Origin of the sequence: Geodermatophilus normandii, from assembly GCF_003182485.1 — a bacterium.
In the GTDB taxonomy this organism is placed as follows: domain Bacteria; phylum Actinomycetota; class Actinomycetes; order Mycobacteriales; family Geodermatophilaceae; genus Geodermatophilus; species Geodermatophilus normandii.
This window is the reverse complement of the sequence record NZ_QGTX01000001.1, coordinates 1,973,161-1,993,978: the sequence shown is the minus strand read 5'-3', so window position 1 is coordinate 1,993,978 and position 20,818 is coordinate 1,973,161. Positions and strand designations below refer to the sequence as shown.

General features: G+C 75.0%; 18 protein-coding genes. 10 read left to right on the top strand and 8 right to left on the bottom strand.

Annotation, left to right across the window (positions count from 1 at the left end):
* The first annotated feature begins 81 nt into the window (after nt 1-81).
* Nucleotides 82-972 carry an esterase/lipase family protein gene (locus JD79_RS09920; RefSeq protein WP_110005374.1) on the top strand — a complete coding sequence of 297 codons (891 nt, stop codon included), beginning with the start codon at nt 82-84 and terminating at the stop codon, nt 970-972.
* A gap of 173 nt (nt 973-1,145) precedes the next feature.
* Entirely contained in the window at nt 1,146-2,069 is a 924-nt protein-coding gene (locus tag JD79_RS09915) for a M23 family metallopeptidase (RefSeq protein ID WP_110005373.1), read from the top strand.
* A gap of 231 nt (nt 2,070-2,300) precedes the next feature.
* Here the strand turns inward: JD79_RS09915 and pcrA are convergent, their stop codons facing one another.
* On the bottom strand, nt 2,301-4,598 hold the full coding sequence (gene pcrA / locus JD79_RS09910) for a DNA helicase PcrA (protein ID WP_110005372.1): 2,298 nt from the start codon (nt 4,596-4,598) through the stop codon (nt 2,301-2,303).
* A gap of 250 nt (nt 4,599-4,848) precedes the next feature.
* On the opposite strand from pcrA, the gene JD79_RS09905 reads away from it, so the two are divergent.
* From JD79_RS09905 to JD79_RS09885, 5 genes are all read left to right on the top strand, one after another.
* Entirely contained in the window at nt 4,849-5,112 is a 264-nt protein-coding gene (locus JD79_RS09905) for a chorismate mutase (protein WP_110005371.1), read from the top strand.
* Nucleotides 5,113-5,155: 43 nt separating this feature from the next.
* Nucleotides 5,156-5,728, top strand: coding sequence for a carboxymuconolactone decarboxylase family protein (locus JD79_RS09900; protein ID WP_110005370.1), 573 nt, complete (start codon nt 5,156-5,158; stop codon nt 5,726-5,728).
* Nucleotides 5,725-6,621 (top strand): RNA polymerase sigma-70 factor, encoded by an 897-nt coding sequence (locus tag JD79_RS09895; RefSeq protein WP_245899981.1) that lies wholly within the window; start codon nt 5,725-5,727, stop codon nt 6,619-6,621. The genes JD79_RS09900 and JD79_RS09895 overlap by 4 nt, the downstream gene beginning before the upstream one ends.
* Before the next feature lie 9 nt (nt 6,622-6,630).
* The gene (locus JD79_RS09890; RefSeq protein ID WP_110005369.1) at nt 6,631-7,365 is read left to right on the top strand and encodes a PIG-L deacetylase family protein; all 735 of its coding nucleotides are present in this window, start codon (nt 6,631-6,633) and stop codon (nt 7,363-7,365) included.
* A 109-nt stretch (nt 7,366-7,474) separates the two neighbouring features.
* The gene (locus tag JD79_RS09885) at nt 7,475-8,842 is read left to right on the top strand and encodes an acetamidase/formamidase family protein (protein WP_110005368.1); all 1,368 of its coding nucleotides are present in this window, start codon (nt 7,475-7,477) and stop codon (nt 8,840-8,842) included.
* Here the strand turns inward: JD79_RS09885 and JD79_RS09880 are convergent, their stop codons facing one another.
* Both JD79_RS09880 and JD79_RS09875 read right to left on the bottom strand, forming a co-directional pair.
* The gene (locus tag JD79_RS09880) at nt 8,843-9,496 is read right to left on the bottom strand and encodes a response regulator (RefSeq protein ID WP_110005367.1); all 654 of its coding nucleotides are present in this window, start codon (nt 9,494-9,496) and stop codon (nt 8,843-8,845) included.
* The gene (locus JD79_RS09875) at nt 9,493-10,797 is read right to left on the bottom strand and encodes an ATP-binding protein (protein WP_245899980.1); all 1,305 of its coding nucleotides are present in this window, start codon (nt 10,795-10,797) and stop codon (nt 9,493-9,495) included. The genes JD79_RS09880 and JD79_RS09875 overlap by 4 nt, the downstream gene beginning before the upstream one ends.
* Nucleotides 10,798-10,922: 125 nt before the next feature.
* Between JD79_RS09875 and JD79_RS09870 the strand changes: the two genes are divergently transcribed.
* Nucleotides 10,923-11,807 carry a PspC domain-containing protein gene (locus tag JD79_RS09870; RefSeq protein WP_110005366.1) on the top strand — a complete coding sequence of 295 codons (885 nt, stop codon included), beginning with the start codon at nt 10,923-10,925 and terminating at the stop codon, nt 11,805-11,807.
* Nucleotides 11,800-12,096 (top strand): hypothetical protein, encoded by a 297-nt coding sequence (locus JD79_RS09865; RefSeq protein WP_110005365.1) that lies wholly within the window; start codon nt 11,800-11,802, stop codon nt 12,094-12,096. The genes JD79_RS09870 and JD79_RS09865 overlap by 8 nt, the downstream gene beginning before the upstream one ends.
* 95 nt (nt 12,097-12,191) lie before the next feature.
* Here the strand turns inward: JD79_RS09865 and JD79_RS09860 are convergent, their stop codons facing one another.
* Nucleotides 12,192-12,776, bottom strand: a complete 585-nt coding sequence (locus JD79_RS09860) for a dienelactone hydrolase family protein (RefSeq protein WP_110005364.1) — start codon at nt 12,774-12,776, stop codon at nt 12,192-12,194.
* A 64-nt stretch (nt 12,777-12,840) separates the two neighbouring features.
* Between JD79_RS09860 and JD79_RS09855 the strand changes: the two genes are divergently transcribed.
* On the top strand, nt 12,841-13,533 hold the full coding sequence (locus JD79_RS09855) for a helix-turn-helix transcriptional regulator (RefSeq protein WP_110005363.1): 693 nt from the start codon (nt 12,841-12,843) through the stop codon (nt 13,531-13,533).
* A 1-nt stretch (nt 13,534) separates the two neighbouring features.
* Here JD79_RS09855 and JD79_RS09850 read toward each other — a convergent pair whose 3' ends face one another.
* The 4 genes from JD79_RS09850 to guaB form a co-directional block, all read right to left on the bottom strand.
* Entirely contained in the window at nt 13,535-16,336 is a 2,802-nt protein-coding gene (locus JD79_RS09850; RefSeq protein ID WP_170149169.1) for a PA14 domain-containing protein, read from the bottom strand.
* 168 nt (nt 16,337-16,504) lie between these two features.
* Nucleotides 16,505-18,067 (bottom strand): glutamine-hydrolyzing GMP synthase, encoded by a 1,563-nt coding sequence (gene guaA, locus JD79_RS09845; RefSeq protein ID WP_110005362.1) that lies wholly within the window; start codon nt 18,065-18,067, stop codon nt 16,505-16,507.
* Nucleotides 18,067-19,203, bottom strand: a complete 1,137-nt coding sequence (locus tag JD79_RS09840; protein WP_110005361.1) for a GuaB3 family IMP dehydrogenase-related protein — start codon at nt 19,201-19,203, stop codon at nt 18,067-18,069. The genes guaA and JD79_RS09840 overlap by 1 nt, the downstream gene beginning before the upstream one ends.
* 1 nt (nt 19,204) lies before the next feature.
* A complete protein-coding gene (gene guaB / locus JD79_RS09835; protein WP_110007591.1) occupies nt 19,205-20,737 on the bottom strand; it encodes an IMP dehydrogenase in 1,533 nt (510 codons plus the stop codon).
* Nucleotides 20,738-20,818: the final 81 nt, after the last annotated feature.

Sequence of the window (20,818 nt, the reverse complement as noted above, 5' to 3'; positions counted from 1 at the left end):
ACGGAGCGCCACGCAAGCGCTCCGCCTCGACGGCCCCGGCTCCCGGGACACCGCCGCGGCCGTCGAACGGGGAGGACGTCCATGCGCGCGACCGGCGACCCCGGGTGCCGTCCAGGGTGGCACACCGACGAGCTCTCCCCGGGAACGCCACGGGAGGCGCTGCGGTCCCTGATCTCCCCCGGCGCCGTCGCCGGCGGCCTCACCGAGCTGGCCTGGGTCGGCGCGCACACGCTGCTCTACCCGCTCGGCGCCCGCAGGGAGCCCCTGCGGCTGGACCCCCGCTGCCGGCCGGGCGAGCAGCCGCCGAGCGTGCGCGCGCTCTTCGCCGCCGACCCCCTCGCCGCCCGCATCCCCGTCCTGCTGGTCCACGGGCTCATCGACAACCGGTCGATCTTCACCGTCATGCGGCGCGGGCTGCGCCGGCGCGGCTTCGCGCAGGTCTGCACCTGGAACTACAGCCCCCTCCTCGGCGACGTCGCCGAGGGCGCCCGCGACCTCGGCGAGCACGTCGAGCGCATCTGCGCCCAGACCGGGCACGACCGCGTCCACCTGGTCGGACACAGTCTCGGCGGCCTGATCTCCCGGTACTACGTGCAGCGGCAGGGCGGCGGCCGGCGGGTCGAGTCGCTCGTGACCCTCGGCACGCCGCACGGCGGCTCGGTGCTGGCCCACCTGCTCCCGACGCCGATGGTGCGCCAGCTGCGGCCGGGGTCGACGGTGCTGCAGGAGCTCGCCGAGCCCGCGCCGGACTGGTCGACCCCCATGACCGCCGTCTACAGCAACCTCGACCAGCTCGTCGTCCCCACCCGGCTCGGCCGCTGCGACCACCCCGACCTGCGGGCCCGCAACGTCCTCGTGCGGGGCGTGGGGCACATGTCGCTGCCCTTCCACCGGGGTGTCGTCGACGAGGTCGCCGCGACGCTGGCCGGCCTGCGGCCCGCCGCCTCCGCACCGTTCGCCTCCGCCGCCTGACCGTCCCCTCACCGGGAGGAGACATGGCGACACGCACCGTCGCCTCCCACGGTCGGCCCTGACGGAACGTTACGGTCCGATCACGGCGCCGGTACCCACCGGCGGGCGTCCACCGGGCGCCTCCACCGCCGTCGCTCCCCCGACGGACCGCTGCGTGCGGTCGTCCCGGGCGCGTGGACGAAGGGTGTCGGCGTGACCTCGCTCCTCGAGCCCGCGGCCCCCGGCCGCCGAGCGGCCGAGCCCGAGGCGACCGGCCGCATCTCCGCCGGTCCGCTGGGAGTCGCGGGACTGCCGCCGCTCCGCCGGCCCGCGGTCCCGTCCGTGCCGGCCCCCGCCCCGCCGCCGAGGACTCCCCCGCGGACGACGACGAGCCGGCCGCTCCCCCCGCGGAGTCCGCCGGCGGGTCCCCCGACGACGCCTCCGCGGAGTCCACCGCCCGCCGCACCGTCCGCCGTCCCCCCGGCCGCCGCGGGCCGCTCTGGCTGGGCGCCCTCGTCGCCGGGGCGCTCCTCGCCGGCGTCCCCGCCCTCTCCGGCAGCACCCCGGCCCCCGCCGCGTCGGTCAGCGCCGCCGACTACGGGCTCGGTGCCGCCGACCTCGGGCTGGCCGGCGAGCTGGACGAGGCCGGCGTCCGGCAGGGCATCACCCAGGCCGAGGCCGCCGTCCGGCTGTCGGAGCTGGCCGCCTCCCGGGCCGCCCGCGAGCCGCAGACCGTCCTGCCGACGACGGGCCGCCTCACCACCTGCTTCTGCATGCGCTGGGGATCGATGCACTACGGCATCGACCTGGCCGCCCCGCTCGGCACGCCGATCTACTCGGCCACCGACGGCGTCGTGCTGCGCGCCGGCCGCGCCTCCGGGTTCGGCAACGCCGTCTACGTCCAGGACGCCGACGGCAACGTGCACGTCTACGGGCACATGCGCTACTACGACGTCGAGGCCGGGCAGATCGTGCACGCCGGCGACGAGATCGCCAAGGTCGGCAACGAGGGACAGTCCACCGGGCCGCACCTGCACTATGAGATCCACCGCGGCGGCATGACCGGCCGGCCGATCGACCCCGAGGACTGGCTCGCCGACCACGGCGTCACCGTCTGAGCCGACGTCCCGTCGCGTTGCCGCGCCCGCTGGGCTCCTGCGGCACCGGCCGTGCTCCTGCGGCCGTGCGGCACCGCAGGAGGACCGCAAACACGGCTGGGGCGTGGTGGCCGAGGCGCGGCGCACCGGAGACCGCCACCACCGAGGCGTTCCTCGCGCTCCTCGCGCGCTGGTGGACTCCAGCGGGTCGCGGACGACCCCGGGAGCGCCGGGCACTGGCCCGGCCCCGGGTCAGAGCTTGACGAGCGGGGCGTAGCGCAGGACGAGGCGCTTGGTGCCGCCGGAACCGAAGTCGACCGTCGCCTGGGCCTTGTCGCCGGCGCCGTTGACCTCGACCACCGTGCCGAGGCCGAACGCGTCGTGGCTGACCCGGTCGCCGACCTCGACGGAGATGACCGGCCGGTTGCCCGCGCCGCCGCGCAGCCCGCCGGTGGACAGCCCGGTGGCCGCCACCCGCGACTGCGCCGAGCCGTACCCGGTGCTCGGCGCCGGTGTCGGGTCCGTGCGCGCCCAGTGCACGGTGTCCGACGGCAGCTCGTCGAGGAACCGCGAGGGCGGGTTGTAGGCCGGCTGGCCCCAGCTGGTGCGCACCGTGGCGCGGGACAGGAACAGCCGCTTCTGGGCGCGGGTGATGCCGACGTAGGCCAGCCGCCGCTCCTCCTCCAGCTCCCGTGGGTCGCCCAGGGCGCGCAGGTGCGGGAAGACGCCGTCCTCCAGGCCGGTGAGGAACACGACCGGGAACTCCAGGCCCTTGGCGGTGTGCAGCGTCATCAGCGTGACGACGCCGGCCTCGTCGCCGGTCACCGGGATCTGGTCGGCATCGGCCACCAGCGAGACCTGCTCGAGGAAGTCGGTCACCGTGCCGCCGGGGTTGGCGGCCTCGAACTCGGCCGCCACCGAGATGAGCTCGTTGAGGTTGTCGACGCGGCCCTCGTCCTGCGGGTCGGTGCTGGCCTCGAGCTCGGCGAGGTAGCCGGTCCGGTCGAGGATGCTCTCCAGCAGCGCGGCGGGGCCGGAGCCGGTCTCGACCAGCTGCTCGAACTCCTCCAGCAGCGCCACGAACTCCTGCAGCGCCTTCAGCGAGCGCGGCGCCAGGGTGGTGATCTCCGGGCAGCGGCGCAGCGCGGTGGCGAAGGCGATCCGCTCGCGGTCGGCGAACTGCTCGATGCAGGACTCGGCCTTGTCCCCGATGCCGCGCTTGGGCGTGTTGATCACCCGGCGCAGGCTGACGACGTCGGTCGGGTTGGCGACCACCCTGAGGTAGGCCAGCGCGTCGCGGACCTCCTTGCGCTCGTAGAAGCGCACCCCGCCGACGACCTTGTAGGGCATGCCGACGCGGATGAACACCTCCTCGAAGACACGGGAGGCGTTGTTGGTGCGGTAGAAGACCGCGATGTCCGCGGGCCTGGCCTCGCCCTCGTCGACCAGCGCGTCGATCTGCTCGGCGACCCAGGCGGCCTCGTCGTGCTCGTTCTCGGCGACGTAGCCCTCGATGAGCTCGCCGTCGCCGGCATCGGTCCAGAGGTTCTTGGGACGACGGCCGGTGTTCTTCGCGATGACGGTGTTGGCCGCCTTGAGGATCCGCTGCGTGGAGCGGTAGTTCTGCTCCAGCAGGATCGTGGTGGCCTGCGGGTAGTCGCGCTCGAACTCGTCGATGTTGCGGATCGTGGCGCCGCGGAAGGCGTAGATCGACTGGTCGGCGTCGCCGACGACACACAGCTCGGCCGGGGGCACGGGCCCCTCACCCGTGCCGACCAGCTCGCGGACCAGCACGTACTGCGCGTGGTTGGTGTCCTGGTACTCGTCGACCAGCACGTGCCGGAACCGGCGGCGGTAGTGCTCGGCGACGTCCGGGAAGGCCTGCAGCAGGTTGACCGTCGTCATGATCAGGTCGTCGAAGTCCAGCGCGTGCGCCTCGCGCAGCCGCCGCTGGTACAGCGTGTAGGCCTCCTTGAGCACCTTCTCCGGTGCCGTCTGGGGGCTGAACGACTCCTCGTCGACGAGCTCGTTCTTCAGGTTCGACACCTGCGCCGCGAGGCTGCGGCCCGGGTAGCGCTTGGCGTCGAGGTCGAGGTCGCGGGCGACCATCGTCATCAGCCGCACGGAGTCGCCCTGGTCGTAGATGGTGAACGACGACTTCAGGCCCAGCTTCGACGCCTCGGCGCGCAGGATGCGCACGCACATCGAGTGGAAGGTGGACACCCACATGGCCCGGGCGCGCGGCCCGACCAGCTGGGCGACGCGCTCCTTCATCTCGCCGGCCGCCTTGTTGGTGAAGGTGATCGCGAGGACCTCGCCCGGCTGCACCCCGCGGGCGCCGAGCAGGTAGGCGATGCGGTGGGCGAGCACGCGGGTCTTGCCCGACCCGGCGCCGGCGACGATGAGCAGCGGGCCGCCCTCGTGGACGACGGCCTGACGCTGGGGACCGTTGAGCCCGGCCAGCATGCGGTCCAGTTCCCGGCCGGCCGAGCCGGGAGCGGAACGCTGGAGCGCGGCGGTTCCAGGGAGGGCCTGCTGCACGCTGCTCATAGACACACCACTGTAGTTCGGCGCAGCGACAGGACCGCCCCTCGCCGGGACGTCCGTGGAGGGGTCCCGGCGTGCTGTGGCACACTCTGCGCCGTGCTGCTCACCAGCTCCGTCTTTTCCTACGGGCACCGGGTCCCGGTGTCCGTCGCCGCTGGCTGAGCAGCCGCCGCAACGAACGCCCCGGGCCCGAGAGCCCGGGGCGTTTGTCGTTCCTGGGCACGGAGGCTCCCGTCCCGACCAGGAGATCGAGATGAGCGCCACCAGCACCCCCGCCGACGAGCGCATCGCCGAGCTGCGCGGGGAGATCGACGTCTGCGACGCCGAGCTGATCCGCCTCGTGCGACGCCGGCTGGCCGTGTCCCAGGAGATCGGGGAGCTGCGCCGCACCGCCGGCGGCACCCGCCTGTCGCTGTCCCGGGAGCAGCAGGTGATCGCCCGCTTCCAGGACGCCCTGGGGCCCGACGGCGCCGCGCTCGGGATGGTGCTGCTGCGCCAGGGCCGCGGCCACCTGTGAGCCGGGATGTCACGCCGCGGGCGGCTGCGTCGTCTCCAGGGGCATGACGTCCACCCGCGCCGCCCGCATCCCGCTCGACCCGCCGCGCACCCTGCTCACCCGGGTCGCCGACTGGTACTCGCGCCGCACCTACGGCTCGACGCTCGACCCCGCCGCCGCGATGGGCCACCACCCCCGCGTCCTCCTGACCGAGTTCCGCCACGAGCGGTCCCTCAGCAGGTGGAACCGGCTCGACCCCACGCTGAAGCACCTCGCCGTCATGTCCGCGGCGGCGACCGTCGGCTGCTCCTGGTGCGTGGACTTCGGCTACTGGACCGGCACCGCGCACCAGGGCATCGACCCGGCGAAGCTGCGGGCCGTCCCCTCGTGGCGGGACAGCGACGCCCTCACCGGGCTGGAGCGGCGGGTGGTCGAGTACGCCGAGGCGATGAGCACCACCCCGATGGGCGTGACCGACGAGATGGTCGCCGGCCTGCGGCGCGACCTCGACGACGCCGCCCTGGTCGAGCTCACGATGATGGTGTCCGTGGAGAACGCGCGGTCGCGCACGAACGGTGCCCTGGGTCTGTCCAGCCAGGGCTTCCGCGACCGCTGCGAGCTCCCGCTCCGCACGTGACCGACCTGCTGCCGGTCTTCGACGCGCACCGGCGGCTGCTGTTCGGCGTCGCCTACCAGATGCTGGGCAGCGTCGCCGACGCCGAGGACGCCGTGCAGGAGGCCTGGCTGCGGTGGTCGGCGGCCGACCGCGACGACGTCGCCGACCCGCGCGCCTGGCTCGTCCGGACGACCACCCGGCTGGCACTCGACCGGCTGACCTCCGCCCGCGCCCGCCGCGAGAGCTACGTCGGGCCCTGGCTGCCCGAGCCGCTGCTCACCACGGCGGGAGCCGGTGTGCCCGACCCGGCCGAGGAGGCGGTGCTCGGCGAGCAGGTGTCCCTGGCGCTGCTCGTCGTCCTGGAGAGCCTCTCCCCCGCCGAGCGGGCGGTGTTCGTGCTGCGCGAGGTGTTCGGGCTGCCTGCCTCCGAGGTGGCCCGTGCGCTCGGGCGGTCCGAGGCCGCCGTCCGCCAGCTGGGGCACCGCGCCCGGGAGCACGTGGCGGCGCGCCGTCCGCGGTTCGACGCCGACCGGCAGGCGCACCGCGAGGTGACCGAGCGCTTCCTGGCGGCGTGCGTCGGCGGCGACCTCGACGCGCTGCTGGCAGCGTTGGCGCCGGGCGCGGTGCTGGTCACCGACGGCGGTGGGCGGACCAAGGCGGCACTGCGTCCGATCACCGGCGCGGACAAGGTGGCCCGTTTCCTGGCCGCCGTGGGCAGCGAGGGCGCTTCGCTACCGGGGCTGCGGCTGGAGCTGGCCGAGGTCAACGGCGTGCCCGGCGTCGCGGCCTGGACCGACGCCGGGCCCTTCGTCGCGATGTCGCTCGGCGTGGCCGACGGGCTGGTGCACCAGGTCCTCGTCGTGCTCAACCCGGACAAGCTCTCCGGGCTGGGGACCGGCGGGGGGTCCGCATAGGCTCCGCCGGTGACCGCCCCTGCGCCCCGCGAGCCCGCCGAGCACGTCGAGCGCGTCCTCTGCGTGCTCGCCCACCCCGACGACGTCGACTTCGGCAGCGCCGGGACGGTGGCGACCTGGACGGCGGCCGGCACCGAGGTCACCTACTGCATCGTCACCGACGGCGACGCCGGCGGCTTCGACGAGACGCCGCGGGAGCGGATGGGCCCGCTGCGGCGCGACGAGCAGCGCGCCGCGGCGGCCGCCGTCGGCGTCACCGACGTGCGCTTCCTCGGCTACCCCGACGGGCGGCTGGAGCTGACGCTGGACCTGCGCCGGGACATCAGCCGGGTCATCCGGCAGGTGCGGCCGCAGCGGGTGCTGACCAGCTCACCGGAGCGCTGGTACGAGCGGGTCGGGGCCAGCCACCCCGACCACATGACCGTGGGCGAGTCGACCCTGCGCGCGGTCTACCCCGACGCCCGCAACCCGTTCGCCTTCCCCGAGCTGCTGGCCGACGAGGGCCTGGAGGCGTGGACGGTGGACGAGGTGTGGCTCGGCGCCAGCCCGCGGGCCGACCACGCCGTCGACGTCACCGACGTCGTCGAGCTGAAGTTCGCCGCGCTGAAGAGCCACGTGACCCAGGTGAGCCACGTCGAGGACCTCGAGGCCTTCGTCACGGGGTGGATGGCGCAGACCGCCCGCCGCTTCGGCCTCCCCGACGGGCGCCTCGCCGAGGCCTTCCACGTCGTGCACACCGCGTGACGCTCCGCATCCGGCGCACGCGCGGGTAACCGGGCCGACACGCGCGTCGCGGAACCGCAACACCGGGTCCGTAGACCGGCTGCCACCCACCCGGCACCCGGAGGTCCCGATGACGCAGAGCCACCCCGATCCCGCAGCCGCAGCCGAGCTCGTCGAGCGCGGCATCGGCCGGCGCTCCTTCGTCCGGGCCGCGCTCGCCACCGGGGCGCTGCTCGGCGCGGGCGTCGCGACGGCGGCGCCGGCGCGGGCGCACCCGCGGACCCGGCTGCCGGGTGAGGTGCTGCAGCCCGGGCAGGGCCCGATCGACGGCGAGGTGTACCTGCCCTCCCGCCCGGAGGAGGTCATCTGGGGCTACCTGCCGCGCACCACCGACGCCCCGGTGGCCCGCGTCCGCTCCGGCGGCACGCTCACCGTGGACACGGTCAGCCACGAGGGCGTCCTCGAGGACCAGGGCCGGGATCCCGTCGCGTGGTTCGGCGCGCACGGCGTCCCGCGGGAGCAGGTGCTCGACGACGCCGTCGCCGTCGCCGCGACCTACTCCCGGCACGAGCGCGACTTCGACGCCGACGGGCCGCACGTGGTCACCGGGCCGGTGTACGTCGAGGGCGCCCGGCCGGGCGACGTCCTCAAGATCGAGCCGCTGACGGCGCTGCCGCGGGTGCCCTACGGCGTCGTCTCCAGCCGGCACGGCAAGGGCGCGCTCGCCCGGCAGCTGGCCATCCCCGCCGGCGGGATCACCGAGGCCGAGGTCATGCCCCCGGTGTCCACCGACGGCCGCGCCACCGGGGACCCCACCCGCTACGGCAACGTCTCGGTGTTCACCCCGGTCGCCCGCGGCCGCGGCGGCCGGGCGTACGCGTCGCTGCCCGTGGGCGCCGGCGGCAGCCGGGTCTCCTGGCCGGTCGACTGCTTCGCGGGCCTGATGGCGGTGGCCACGGTCGGGGATGCGCCGGTCCTCGACGACCCGCTGGTCAACTCGATCCCGCCCACGGTCGGCGGCGGCAACATCGACATCCGCCGGCTCACCGTCGGCTCGGCGTTCTACGTGCCGGTGGTGGCCGACGGGGCGCTGTTCTCCGTGGGCGACCCGCACATGTCCATGGGCAACGGCGAGGTGGCGCTCACCGCGCTGGAGGGGTCGCTGCGGCTGACCTTCCGGCTCACCGTGTGCCGCGCGGGCTCCGGCGACGCGCCGTCGGTGGCCTTCCGGTACCCGTTCGGCGAGACGCCCGACGCCTGGGTGCCCATCGGCCTGTCCGACCCGGACGGCTACCGCGACGGGCAGTTCGTCGACCTCGACGTGGCCGCCCGCCGCGCCGTCGTCAACGCGCTGGACTTCCTCGAGACCGACCTCGGGATGGACCGGACGGTGGCCTACGCCTACCTGTCGGCGGCGGCGGACTTCGAGGTGTCGCAGGTCGTCGACCGCACCGTCGGCGTGCACGGCGTCATCTACAAGGACCACTTCGGCCGGTGATCACAGCAGGCGGTTGGTCGCCGCCCAGCGGGTGAGCTCGTTGCGGTTGGACAGCTGCAGCTTGCGCAGCACGTTCGACGCGTGCGACTCCACGGTCTTCACCGAGATGAACAGCCGCGAGCCGATCTCCCGGTAGGTGTAGCCGCGGGCCAGCAGCTGCATGACCTCGCGCTCGCGGGCGCTGAGCAGGTCCAGGCCGGGGTCGGTGGCGGGGTCCTCGGCCGGCGCGGACGGCGCGCTCGCGGCGAAGGCGTCGAGCACGAAGCCGGCCAGCCGGGGGCTGAACACGACGTCGCCCTCGGCCACGCGCTGGACCGCCGACCGCAGGTCCGGCCCGGAGATCGTCTTGGTGACGTAGCCGCGGGCGCCGGCGCGGATGACCGCGATGACGTCCTCGGCGGCGTCGGACACCGACAGCGCCAGCCAGCGCACCTCCGGCAGCTCCGCGCGCAGCGCCTCGAGCACCGCCCGTCCCCCGCCGCCGGGCAGGTGGACGTCGAGCAGCACGACGTCGGGACGGGCGGCGCGGATGCCGGCGATCGCGGCGTCGGCGTCGGCGGCCTCCCCCACCACGGTGACCGAGTCGCCGAGCTCGGCGCGGACGCCGGCGCGGACCATGGCGTGGTCGTCGACGAGGAAGACGCGGGTGCTCACGCGGCCGCCTCGCGCGGCAGCACCAGCTCGACCTCGGTGCCCTCACCGGGTGCCGAGCGCACCGTCGCCGTCCCGCCCAGGCGGGCCAGCCGGCCGGTCACCGAGTCGCGCAGGCCGCGGCGGTCGGCGGGGACGGTGCCCGGGTCGAACCCGGCGCCGCGGTCGCGGACGTACACCGACACCGACTGCGCGCCCACCTCGGTGTAGAGGTCGGCCGAGGTCACGCCGGAGTGCTTGGCGGCGTTGAGCAGCGCCTCGCGGGTGGCCGCGCCGAGGGCGGCCAGCGCGTCGTCGACCGGGGCGTCGCCGACGACGACCGGGTCGACGGTGAGCGCGTGGTCGCCCTCCACCTCGGCGACCATCTGCGAGACCAGTGCCGCCCAGGTGCCGCCGCCGGCCGACGACGCCGGCTCGTAGAGCCAGCTGCGCAGCTCGCGCTCCTGGCTGCGGGCCAGCCGCGCGACCGCCTGCTGGTCACCGGAGTGCCGCTGGATGAGCGCGAGCGTCTGCAGCACCGAGTCGTGCAGGTGCGCGGCGACCGCGGCCCGCTCCTCCGAGCGGACGCGCGCGGTGCGCTCGGCCTCGCGCGAGTCGAGCAGCCGCCGCCAGAACGGCGCCGTGGCCAGCACGACGCCGACCAGGATGACGATCGTGGCGACGAAGCCGTTGCGGGCGGCGGCCAGCTGCCCCGTGGTGGCCAGCAGCAGCACCAGGCCGAGTGCGGCGAGCACCGCGCCGCCGGCGAGCACCCACCGGACCCCGGGGCGGGCGAGGGTGCTGTCGGTGTCCAGCTGCCGCCAGATGACGGCGAGCCCACCGCCGACCAGCAGCAGCGGGGCGATGAGGTCGTTGTTGCCCCAGGTGGCCAGGTTGGTGACCAGCACGAGCGCGCCGAGGCCGAAGAAGGCCAGCCCGACGGCCTGCCGGCGGCTGGGCCGGCGCGTGGCGTCGGGGGCGACCTCGCCCAGCGGCACGAAGAACCACAGCACCGCGTAGGCGACGACGCCGATGCCGGTCACCGCGAGGACGACGAACGCCGCGCGGACGACGAGCGGGTCGGTGCGCAGGTGCGCCGCCGTCCCCGCCGCCACGCCGGCCAGCAGCCGCCCCGACCGCGGGCGCACCAGCGGCGGGCGGCCGTCCGGCACCGCCGTCACCACCGACGTCGCCCCCGTGGACGCGAGGGGCGCCGCGGGGGCGGCCCCGGGGAGCCCCGGGGCCGTCGTGGGCACGACGACGGGACCGGCCGGCGGCGCAGCACCGGCCGGCGTCCCGCCCGGGATGGGCGCCGTCCTCGTCACGGCACCGATCGTCGCACCGCAGCGCCCCCGCCCGGTACCGGGAAGACCCCGGACGGGCAGGACCAGGGTCGGATGGGGGCCTTCCCCGATGTCGCGGACGACGCCGGATGGGGACGCTCTGTGCCATGACCGCCCCGTTCCCTCCCCCCGCACCGTCCCTCGAGCCCCCGCCACCCGTCCGGCCCACGCTCCGGCGCAGCCGCAGCGACAGGATGGTCGGCGGCGTCGCCGGCGGGCTGGCCGAGTACAGCGGCGTCGACCCGCTGCTGTGGCGTGTCGGCTTCGTCGCGCTGACCCTCGCCGGCGGCACCGGCGTCCTCGTCTACGTGCTGCTCCTCCTGCTCATGCCGAGGGCCCCGCGCCGCACCACCGTCGACGGCACGCCCGCCGAGCCGGCCGGACCGCGCTCCCCCGTCGCCGGGCTGACCGTCGCGGGCCTGCTCATCGCCGTCGGGCTGATGGTCCTGGTGACCCGCTACACCGACCTCGACGTCGGTCCCCGCGGCTTCCTGGCCACCGCGCTCCTGGTCGTGGGCCTGGGGCTCGTCGCCTCGGCCGTGACCCGAGCCCGGGCGCCGCGCGGCGGGCTGATCGCGCTGGGCTCGGTGCTCACGCTGGCGCTGCTGTTCACCTCGTCGGTCCCCGCGTGGGACGGGGACGGGCCGGGGGGTGGCTTCGGGGACCGGGAGTACCGGCCGGCCACCGCCGAGGACGTCCGCCCGGTCTACCGCCTGGGTGCCGGTGACATGGACGTCGACCTGTCCCGCGTCGACGTCGACGACGTCGACGAGCCGCTCGAGGTCCGCATCGAGATGGGCGCCGGCGACCTCGACGTCGAGGTCCCCGCCGACGCCGACGTGCGCGTCGTCCTCGACAGGGGCATCGGCGAGTCCGACGTCTTCGGCCAGAGCGACGGCGGCTACTCCCGCGCTCCGGGTGGCGACGACGAGCCCGAGTTCGTCCTGACGATCGACCACGGGGTCGGCGACCTGGAGGTGTCCCGTGCCTGACTACAGCGAGTTCCCCACCACCCCGACCGCCTGGCAGGAGCGCGCGCTGGCCGAGGACTGGCAGCACGGCTCCACCCTCCTGCCCGTCGAGCAGCCGCGGCGGCGCGTCGACCTGGTGGCCCTGGTGCCCGGCGTCGCCTTCGTCCTCCTGGCGCTGGTCTTCCTCGCCGGGGTGACCGTGCCGCTCGGCTTCCTGGCCGACGGCGGGCTGCTGTGGCTGGTCCTGGTCGGCGTCGGCGTGGCGCTGATGGTGAGCGAGCTGCGCAGGGTGCGCCGCAGGCGCGGCTGACCGCACGGGGCGGATCCGCACGAGGGCCCGGGGAGCGAGGAGCTCCCCGGGCCCTCGTGCGTGGTCGTGCGTGGTGGTGCGTGGTCGGTGCGTCCTCAGCCGGCGACCCGGCCGACGAAGGCCAGCGCCTCCCGCCACAGCCGCTCGGTGGCCTCCGGGTCGTACTCGGCGGGCAGGCCCGGGTCGGTGAACAGGTGCCCCTCGACCGGGTACTCGAGCACCTCGAGCTCTCCTCCGGCGGCGGCCACGTCGTCGGCGAACGCCCGGTCCCACTCCTCGGACCGGAACGGGTCGCCGGTCGCCCGGTGCAGCTGCGCGGGCAGCCCGGCCGGCCAGGACGGCGCCCCGAGGACGGCCATCGGCAGCGCCCCGGAGACCAGCAGCACGCCGCTGACCCGGCGCTGCGTGGCCACGTGCTCGGCCATCCCGGCGCCGTTGGAGAAGCCGGCGGCCACGAACCCGTCGGGCAGGCCGCCGACGGCGTCGGCCGCCCGCGCCATCAGCGCCGGGAAGCCGACCTCCTCGACGTGGGCGCCGGCGGTGCCGTAGTCGTCGAAGACCCGCCCGTCGTACTGGTCGACGACGAGGACCTGGTGCCCGGCGGCCCGCAGCCGGGCGGCGGCATCGGTGACGCCCTCCCGGACGCCGAGGACGGAGTGGAAGAGCGCGACGGTCGCCATGCAGCCACGGTGGCAGCGGGTCGGTGACACCGTCCTGTCACCGACTCCTGCGACGATCCGGTGCGTGAACCGCACCGACCGGCTGCACGCGCTCACCGAGGAGCTGCGCCGCGCCGGACCGCGCGGGCGGACGGCGCAGCGGCTCGCGGCGTGGCTGGAGGTCTCGCCCCGCACCGTCAAGCGCGACGTCGGCGCGCTGCAGCAGGCCGGGATCCCGATCTGGGCGAGCTCGGGTCCCGGCGGCGGCTACGTCCTCGACGCCGCGGCCACGCTCCCGCCGGTGAACCTGACGCCGGCACAGGCCGTCGCGGTCGCGGTGGCGCTGGCCGGCATGCGGGACGCGCCGTTCGCCGTCGACGGCCGCGCGGCGCTGGCGAAGGTGCTCGACGTCCTCGGCCCGCAGGCCCGGGCGGAGGCCGAGCGGCTCGGCGGGCGGGTGTGGGTGCGCTCCGGCGTACACGACCGCCCCGACCCGGCGCCGGTGGTGGAGCAGGCGCTGGCGAGCCGCCGCGTCGTCGCGATCACCTACCGCGACCGCCGGGGGACGACGTCGCGGCGGCGGGTGGAGCCGCACCTGCTCGCCCGCACCGGCGACCGCTGGTACCTGGTCGGCTGGTGTCGCGAGCGCGACGCCCCGCGCTGGTTCCGGTGGGACCGCATCGAGGCCGCCGACCTCACTCCCGAGACGGCGCCCGAGCGCGACCCCGCCCTCTACGGCACCCCGCCCCCGGACGCGCACGCCGTCCGGGGGTCGTGAGTCAGGTCCAGGTCACCCGGGCCGACGCCGCCCCCGTCTTCTCGAAGTACTCGACGCGGATCTCGTGCGTCCCCGTCTGGAGCTGGTCGAGGGTCCACGAGCCCGTCCCGCCGGTCGCCCAGCGGTCGATCCTCAGCACCCCGTCGACGTACACCCGGATCCCCTCGTCAGCGGTCGCGGTGAGCACGTGGGCCCCGGCGGAGAAGGAGAAGACGCCGGTCCAGCGCGCCGAGAAGTTGTTCTGCCCCGTCCCGGGCGCTGCGCCGGCCCCCCAGTTGCGGTCCAGCGGGGCGGCCTCGCACCCGGTCGACGCCGGGGTCCCCGACAGGGTCCGGTTGGCGAAGTACTGCGCCCGGTACTGGCCGGCCGCGCAGGTGGCCCGGTAGGTCGCCGTGTAGGTGACCGCGGTCGCGCCCACGGTGACCTGGTGGGTCTGCGCCCCGCCGTCGGACCACGAGGCGAACTCCTGGAGGGTCCCGCCCGACGTCTGCGGCGACGGTGCGGACAGGCTGGTGGTCGCACCGACGATGAGCGTCGCGGTGAACGGGGTGGCCGCCGTCCTCGAGCCCAGGGTGGCCTGCAGACCGGCGGGCTGGGTGGCCACCGTGACCTGCACCGTCCGCGGCTGCAGGTCCCGCGTCACCGTGGCCGTGCGCCCGGCGGTGTCCCGGGCCGTGAGCCGCAGCTGCAGGTGGGCGGGGTACTCGTGGTCCGGTGCGGCGATGGAGGCGCTGGCCACCCCCGACCAGGACTGCAGCGGGTGGTCGTGGCAGGCGTCGGGGCAGTGCTTCAGCACCATCTCCCAGGTGAGCGCGCTCGCCGGCAGGGGTTGACCGGCGCCGTCGGTCGCCGAGCCGGAGAAGGAGATCGTCTCCCCGACCTGCCATGTCGTGCCCGCGGCCGGGGTGGTGATCTGCGGAACCGGGTCACCGGTCACCGGTCCGGTGGTGGCCCAGTCCAGCTTCGCCACGGCGTCGCCGCCTGTCTCGAACCACTCCACCCGCACCTGGTGGGGTCCGGCGGTCAGCTGTCTGGTGCCGGTGAAGGTGGTGGCCGCCTGGTCCCGCCACTGGTCGATCACCGGCGTCCCGTCGACGAAGACCCGGATCCCGTCGTCGCTGACGGCGGTGAACGTGGTGTCCCCGGCGGCGAAGTCGAAGGTGCCGGTCCAGCGCGCGGAGAAGTTGTCCGGGCCCACGCCCGCCGGTGCACCGGTCCCCCAGTCGTGGGACAGCGGCGCCGCCTCACAGGTGGTGACCGCGGGCGTGCCCGTCAGCGTCTTGTCGTTGAAGTACTCCGCGAGGTACTGACCCGCCGGGCACGTCGTCGGCCCGCTGGTGCCGTAGACGACCCGGCGGACGGTCCCGCCGTTGAGGTCCGCGTAGAACAGCTCGCCCTGGGGCGAGATCTCCAGGTCGACCGGGCCGGCGGCAGCGGTGACGAAGGGACGCGCCTTCACCCGGTCGGGCAGCCCGTCGGTGCCCTTGGTCATCACCCAGATGCAGTTGCGCGAGTAGTCGGAGAAGAACAGCGCCCCGTCGTACTCGGCCGGGTACGGCCCGCCCGAGTAGAAGGAGAACGACAGGCCCGACGTCGACGACCCGGCGGTGACCTGGCAGTTGTCGTTGGCGTTGAGCGGCTGCCCGTGCCGGTAGGGGAAGTACGGCGCGGTGACGGCGCCGGCGCCCTGGGCGTAGAGGTCCTCGCAGACCTTGAGGTCGAGGCCGTCGTAGGCGCCCTGGCGGCCGTCGCCCTCGTAGCAGGGCCAGCCGAAGTTCGTCGGACGGGCGGTCGGCGTGACCAGCCGGTCGAGCTCCTCCCAGGAGCCCCAGCCGACGTCGCCGATCCAGATCTCGTCGGTGCCCGGGCGCTGGGTGAGCCGGAAGGGGTTGCGCAGGCCGAAGGCCACGATCCGCCGGGCGTTGGCGTCGGCGGACGCCGCGTTCGGGTTGTCCGGCAGGGCCTCGCCGGTGTCCGGCGAGACCCGGATCACGGTGCCGTCGAGGGTGACCGGGTCCCCGGTGGTGAGCAGGTCCTGGGACCGCAGGGCGCCGCCCTGCGCGGTCGGCGGGGTCATCGCACCGCCCACCCCGCCGGGCGGGTCGCCACACGGGTTGACCGGGTTGCCGTCCTGGCCGTAGTCGGCGAAGTCGAAGCTGGCGCCGTCGCCCCCGGAGGCGTAGAGCGCACCGTCCCGGCCGAAGACCAGGTCACCGATGCTGTGGCTCGGGTACTGCTGGCACCAGTCGTGCACCAGGTCCTGCTTGGTCGTGCTCGTCCCCGTCAGCGTGAGCTTGACGAGCTTGGCGCTGACCACGCAGCCGTCGCTCGTGGCTCCCGGCGGGTTGGGGCAGGGGTCGCTGTCGGCGCCGGCCGTCCCCCAGCGGGGCGCGGTGCCGCCGACCGGGCCGTCGAAGGTGTACAGCGCGTAGAGGTACGGCCGGGTCGGGAACCCCGGGTCGACCGCCAGCCCGAGGAGCCCGCGGTCCCAGAAGTTGTGGACCTCGGTGCGCAGGTCGGCGATCCGGGTGGGCGTGGTGTCGCCCAGCCCGTCGTACATCTGCACGGTGCCGCGCTTCTCGGCGACGAAGACCCGCCCGTCCGGGGCGAAGCGGACCGCCGTCGGGTTGACCAGGCCGCTGAAGGCCGTGGTGTCGCTGAAGCCCGGCTGGGGCGCGGCCGCCGCCGGTGTCGCGGACGGCAGGACGACCGCCAGGCACGCCGCGGCCACCAGCAGGAGGGCGGCGGCCACCACCCCCGCCGCGTGCGCCGTCCGCCGCAGCTGCCGCATCCCGAGCACCATGGCCACTCCCCGTGTCCACCCCGGGCCACGGGTGGCCCGGGGGGCGGGAACGCTAACCCCGGCCGGTGACCGGCGAGGACGCGGTCACCGCGACCGCCGGAAGTGGCGCGGGTCACACCGCGCGGCGTGACCCCGCGTGACCGGAGGAGCGGCGGCCGTCGAGGGGAGTCACTCCCACTCGATGGTGCCGGGCGGCTTGCTCGTGACGTCGAGGACGACCCGGTTGACCTCGCGCACCTCGTTGGTGATCCGCGTCGAGATCCGGGCGAGCAGGTCGTAGGGCAGGCGGGTCCAGTCCGCGGTCATGGCGTCCTCGCTGGACACCGGCCGCAGCACGACCGGGTGACCGTAGGTGCGCCCGTCGCCCTGCACGCCCACCGAGCGGACGTCGGCCAGCAGCACCACCGGGCACTGCCAGATCTCGCGGTCCAGCCCGGCGGCGGTGAGCTCGGCGCGCACGATCGCGTCGGCCCGGCGCAGCACGTCCAGCCGCTCCTGGGTCACCTCGCCGACGATGCGGATGCCCAGGCCCGGGCCGGGGAACGGCTGGCGCCAGACCATCGCCTCGGGCAGCCCGAGCTGCACGCCGACCGCGCGCACCTCGTCCTTGAACAGCGTCCGCAGCGGCTCGACCAGGGTGAACTGCAGGTCCTCGGGCAGCCCGCCGACGTTGTGGTGGCTCTTGATGTTGGCCGTGCCCGTGCCGCCGCCGGACTCGACGACGTCGGGGTACAGCGTCCCCTGCACGAGGAAGTCGACGCTCTCGCCGTGCTCCTCCGCGTCACCGACGACGTCGAGGGCGGCCTGCTCGAAGACCCGGATGAACTCCCGGCCGATCGTCTTGCGCTTCTCCTCGGGGTCGCTGATCCCGGCGAGCGCGGCGAGGAACCGCTCGCGGGCGTCGACCACCCGCAGGTCCACCCCGGTGACGGCGACGAAGTCCCGCTCGATCTGCTCGGTCTCGCCCTCGCGCATGAGCCCGTGGTCGACGTAGACGCAGGTGAGCCGGTCGCCGATCGCCCGCTGCACCAGCGCCGCGGCGACGGCGGAGTCCACGCCGCCCGACAGCGCGCACAGCGCCCGGCCCCCGCCCACCTGCTCGCGGATCCGCTCGACCTGCTCCTCGACGACGTTGGCCGTCGTCCAGGTGGGCTCCAGCCCCGCGATGTCGAACAGGAAGTGCTCGAGCACCGTCTGCCCGTGCGCGGTGTGCCGCACCTCCGGGTGGAACTGCACGCCGGCCAGCCGCCGGTCGACGTCCTCGAACGCCGCGACCGGCGCGCCGGTGGAGGTGGCGGTGACCGTGAAGCCCGGCGGCGGGGTGCTGACGGCGTCGCCGTGGCTCATCCACACCGACTGCTGCACCGGCAGGTCGCCGAACAGCCGTCCGCCGGTGGTGACGGTGAGCGGCGTGCCGCCGTACTCGCGGTCGCCGGTGTGCGCCACCGTGCCGCCGAGCGACTGCGCCATCGCCTGGAAGCCGTAGCAGATGCCGAAGGCGGGGACCCCGCCCTCGAACAGCGCCGGGTCGACCTGCGGAGCGCCCTCGGCGTAGACGCTGGAGGGCCCGCCGGAGAGCACGATGGCCGCCGGCTCGCGCTTGAGCACCTCGTCGGCGGACACCGACGACGGGACGATCTCGGAGTAGACGCCGGCCTCGCGGATGCGCCGGGCGATGAGCTGGGCGTACTGCGCGCCGAAGTCGACGACGAGGACGGTCGGGAAGTCCATCAGTCCGGCCGGCCACCGATGACGAGGTCCACGCGCTGGAACTCCTTGAGGTCGCGGTAGCCGGTCTTGGCCATCGTGCGGCGCAGCGCGCCGAAGAGGTTGGTCCGGCCGTCGGCGGTCTCGGCCGGGCCGAGCAGCAGCTGCTCCAGCGACCCCGACGCCCGGACCGGCGCCGACGTGCCGCCGCGCGGCAGCCGGGGGTGGGCGGCCACCGAGTCCCACCACACGCCGCCGGCCGGGGCCTCCCGTGCCGCGCGCAGCGGCTCGCCGAGCTGCACGGCGTCGGCGCCGCAGGCCAGCGCCCGCGCGATCGCGCCGCTGGTCTCGATCCGCCCGTTGGCGATGACGTGCACGTACCGGCCACCTGTCTCGTCGAGGTAGTCGCGACGGGCGGCCGCGGCGTCGGCGATCGCGCTCGCCAGCGGCACGCGGATGCCCATGACGGCGTCCCCGGTGGAGAAGCTGTCGGCACCCACGCCGACGATCACGCCGGCCGCGCCGGTGCGCATGAGGTGCAGCGCCGTCGTGTAGTTGGCCGCGCCGCCCACGATCACCGGGACGTCGAGGTCGGCGATGAAGGACTTGAGGTTGAGCGCCGCGCCCTGGGTGGTCACGTGCTCGGCGGAGACGATCGTGCCCTGGATGACCAGCAGGTCCACGCCGGCGGCGAGCGCCGCGGGCGCGAGCTGCTCGGTGTGCTGCGGCGAGACGCGCACCGCCGTCGTCACCCCGGCGGCCTGCATCTCCTTGATGCGGGCGGTGACCAGGTCGGGCTTGACCGGCTCGCAGTAGACCTGCTGCAGCAGCGACACCGGCGGCGGCGCCTCGGCGCCGGCCTCGCGCAGCTGCCGGTACACCGGCAGCGGGTCCTCGTAGCGGGCCCACAGCCCCTCGGCGTTGAGCACGCCGAGGCCGCCGGCCTGCCCGACGGCGATCGCCGTCGCCGGGCTGACGACGGCGTCGCTGGGGCTGGTGACCAGCGGGATGTCGAACCGGAAGGCGTCGATCTGCCACGCCGTGGAGACGTCGTCGACGTCGCGGGTGCGGCGGGACGGGACGATCGAGACCTCGTCGAGGTCGTAGCCCCGGCGGGCGAAGCGGTTGAGGCCGATCTCGACGGTGTCGCGGGCGGGCACGTCAGCGCCCCCGGTAGTTCGGTGCCTCGACGGTCATCTGGATGTCGTGCGGGTGGCTCTCGGTCAGGCCGGCCGACGTGATGCGGGTGAGCTGGCCGCGCTCCTGCAGGTCGGCGACCGTGGCCGCGCCCGCGTAGCCCATCGAGGCGCGCAGGCCACCGACGAGCTGGTGGGCCACGGTGGCGAGCAGGCCGCGGTAGGGCACCTGGCCCTCGATGCCCTCCGGGACGAGCTTGTCGTCGGAGAGGACGTCGTCGGCGAAGTAGCGGTCGCGGCTGTAGGACTGGTTGCCGCGCTTCTGCATCGCGCCCAGCGACCCCATGCCGCGGTAGGTCTTGAACTGCTTGCCGTTCATGAACACGAGCTCGCCCGGGGCCTCCTCGACCCCGGCGAACAGGCCGCCGATCATCACCGTGTCGGCGCCCGCTACCAGGGCCTTGGCGATGTCGCCGGAGTACTGCAGGCCGCCGTCGGCGATGACCGGCACGCCGGCCGGCCGGCACGCGAGGCTCGCCTCGTAGATGGCGGTGATCTGCGGGACGCCGACGCCGGCGACCACGCGGGTGGTGCAGATCGAGCCCGGGCCGACGCCGACCTTCACCGCGTCCGCGCCGGCGTCGACCAGCGCCTGCGCGCCGCCGCGGGTGGCGACGTTGCCGCCGACCACCTGCACGCCGCCGTCGCCGCCGAAGTCCTTCCGCACCCGGGCGACCATGTCGAGCACCGCCCGCTGGTGGCCGTGCGCGGTGTCGACGACGAGCACGTCGACCCCGGCGTCGACCAGCAGCCCGGCCCGCTTGTAGGCGTCCTCGCCGACGCCGAGCGCCGCGCCCACGACCAGCCGGCCGTCGGCGTCCTTGGTGGCGTTCGGGTACTGGTCGCGCTTGACGAAGTCCTTGACCGTGATGAGGCCGCGCAGCCGCCCGGCGTCGTCCACGATCGGCAGCTTCTCGATCTTGTGCTGGGACAGCAGCCGCAGCGCGGTGTCCGCGTCCACGCCGACCGGGGCGGTGACCAGCGGCATCTTCGTCATGACGTCGCGCACCAGCCGGTGCGGGTCGGTCTCGAAGCGCATGTCGCGGTTGGTGACGATGCCGATGAGCACGCCCTCGTCGTCGACCACCGGGGCGCCGGAGATGCGGTAGCGCCCCGACAGCGCGTCGACCTCGGCCAGGGTGTTGTCCGGCGAGCAGGTGACCGGGTTGGTGACCATGCCGGCCTCGGAGCGCTTGACCAGGTCGACCTGGCCGGCCTGCTCCTCGGCGGCGAGGTTGCGGTGCAGCACGCCGACGCCGCCGACCCGCGCCATGGCGATGGCCATGCGGGCCTCGGTGACGGTGTCCATCGCGCTGGACAGCAGCGGGACGGCGATCCGGATCCCGCGGGTCAGCCGGCTGCTGGTGTCGACCTCCGCCGGGACGACGTCGGACTCACCGGGGATGAGCAGGACGTCGTCGTACGTGAGGCCCAGCGGCGCGAACTTCGCCGGCAGCTCGGGGCGGTGGCCGTCGAGGCCGTGGTCGTCGGGCTGCATGGTCGCCGCCACCCTCTCCGTCGCGTCAGCCCCCGGCAGAGGTGCGGGGACCACCCCCGATCGTAGGCCGGGCCCTCCCGC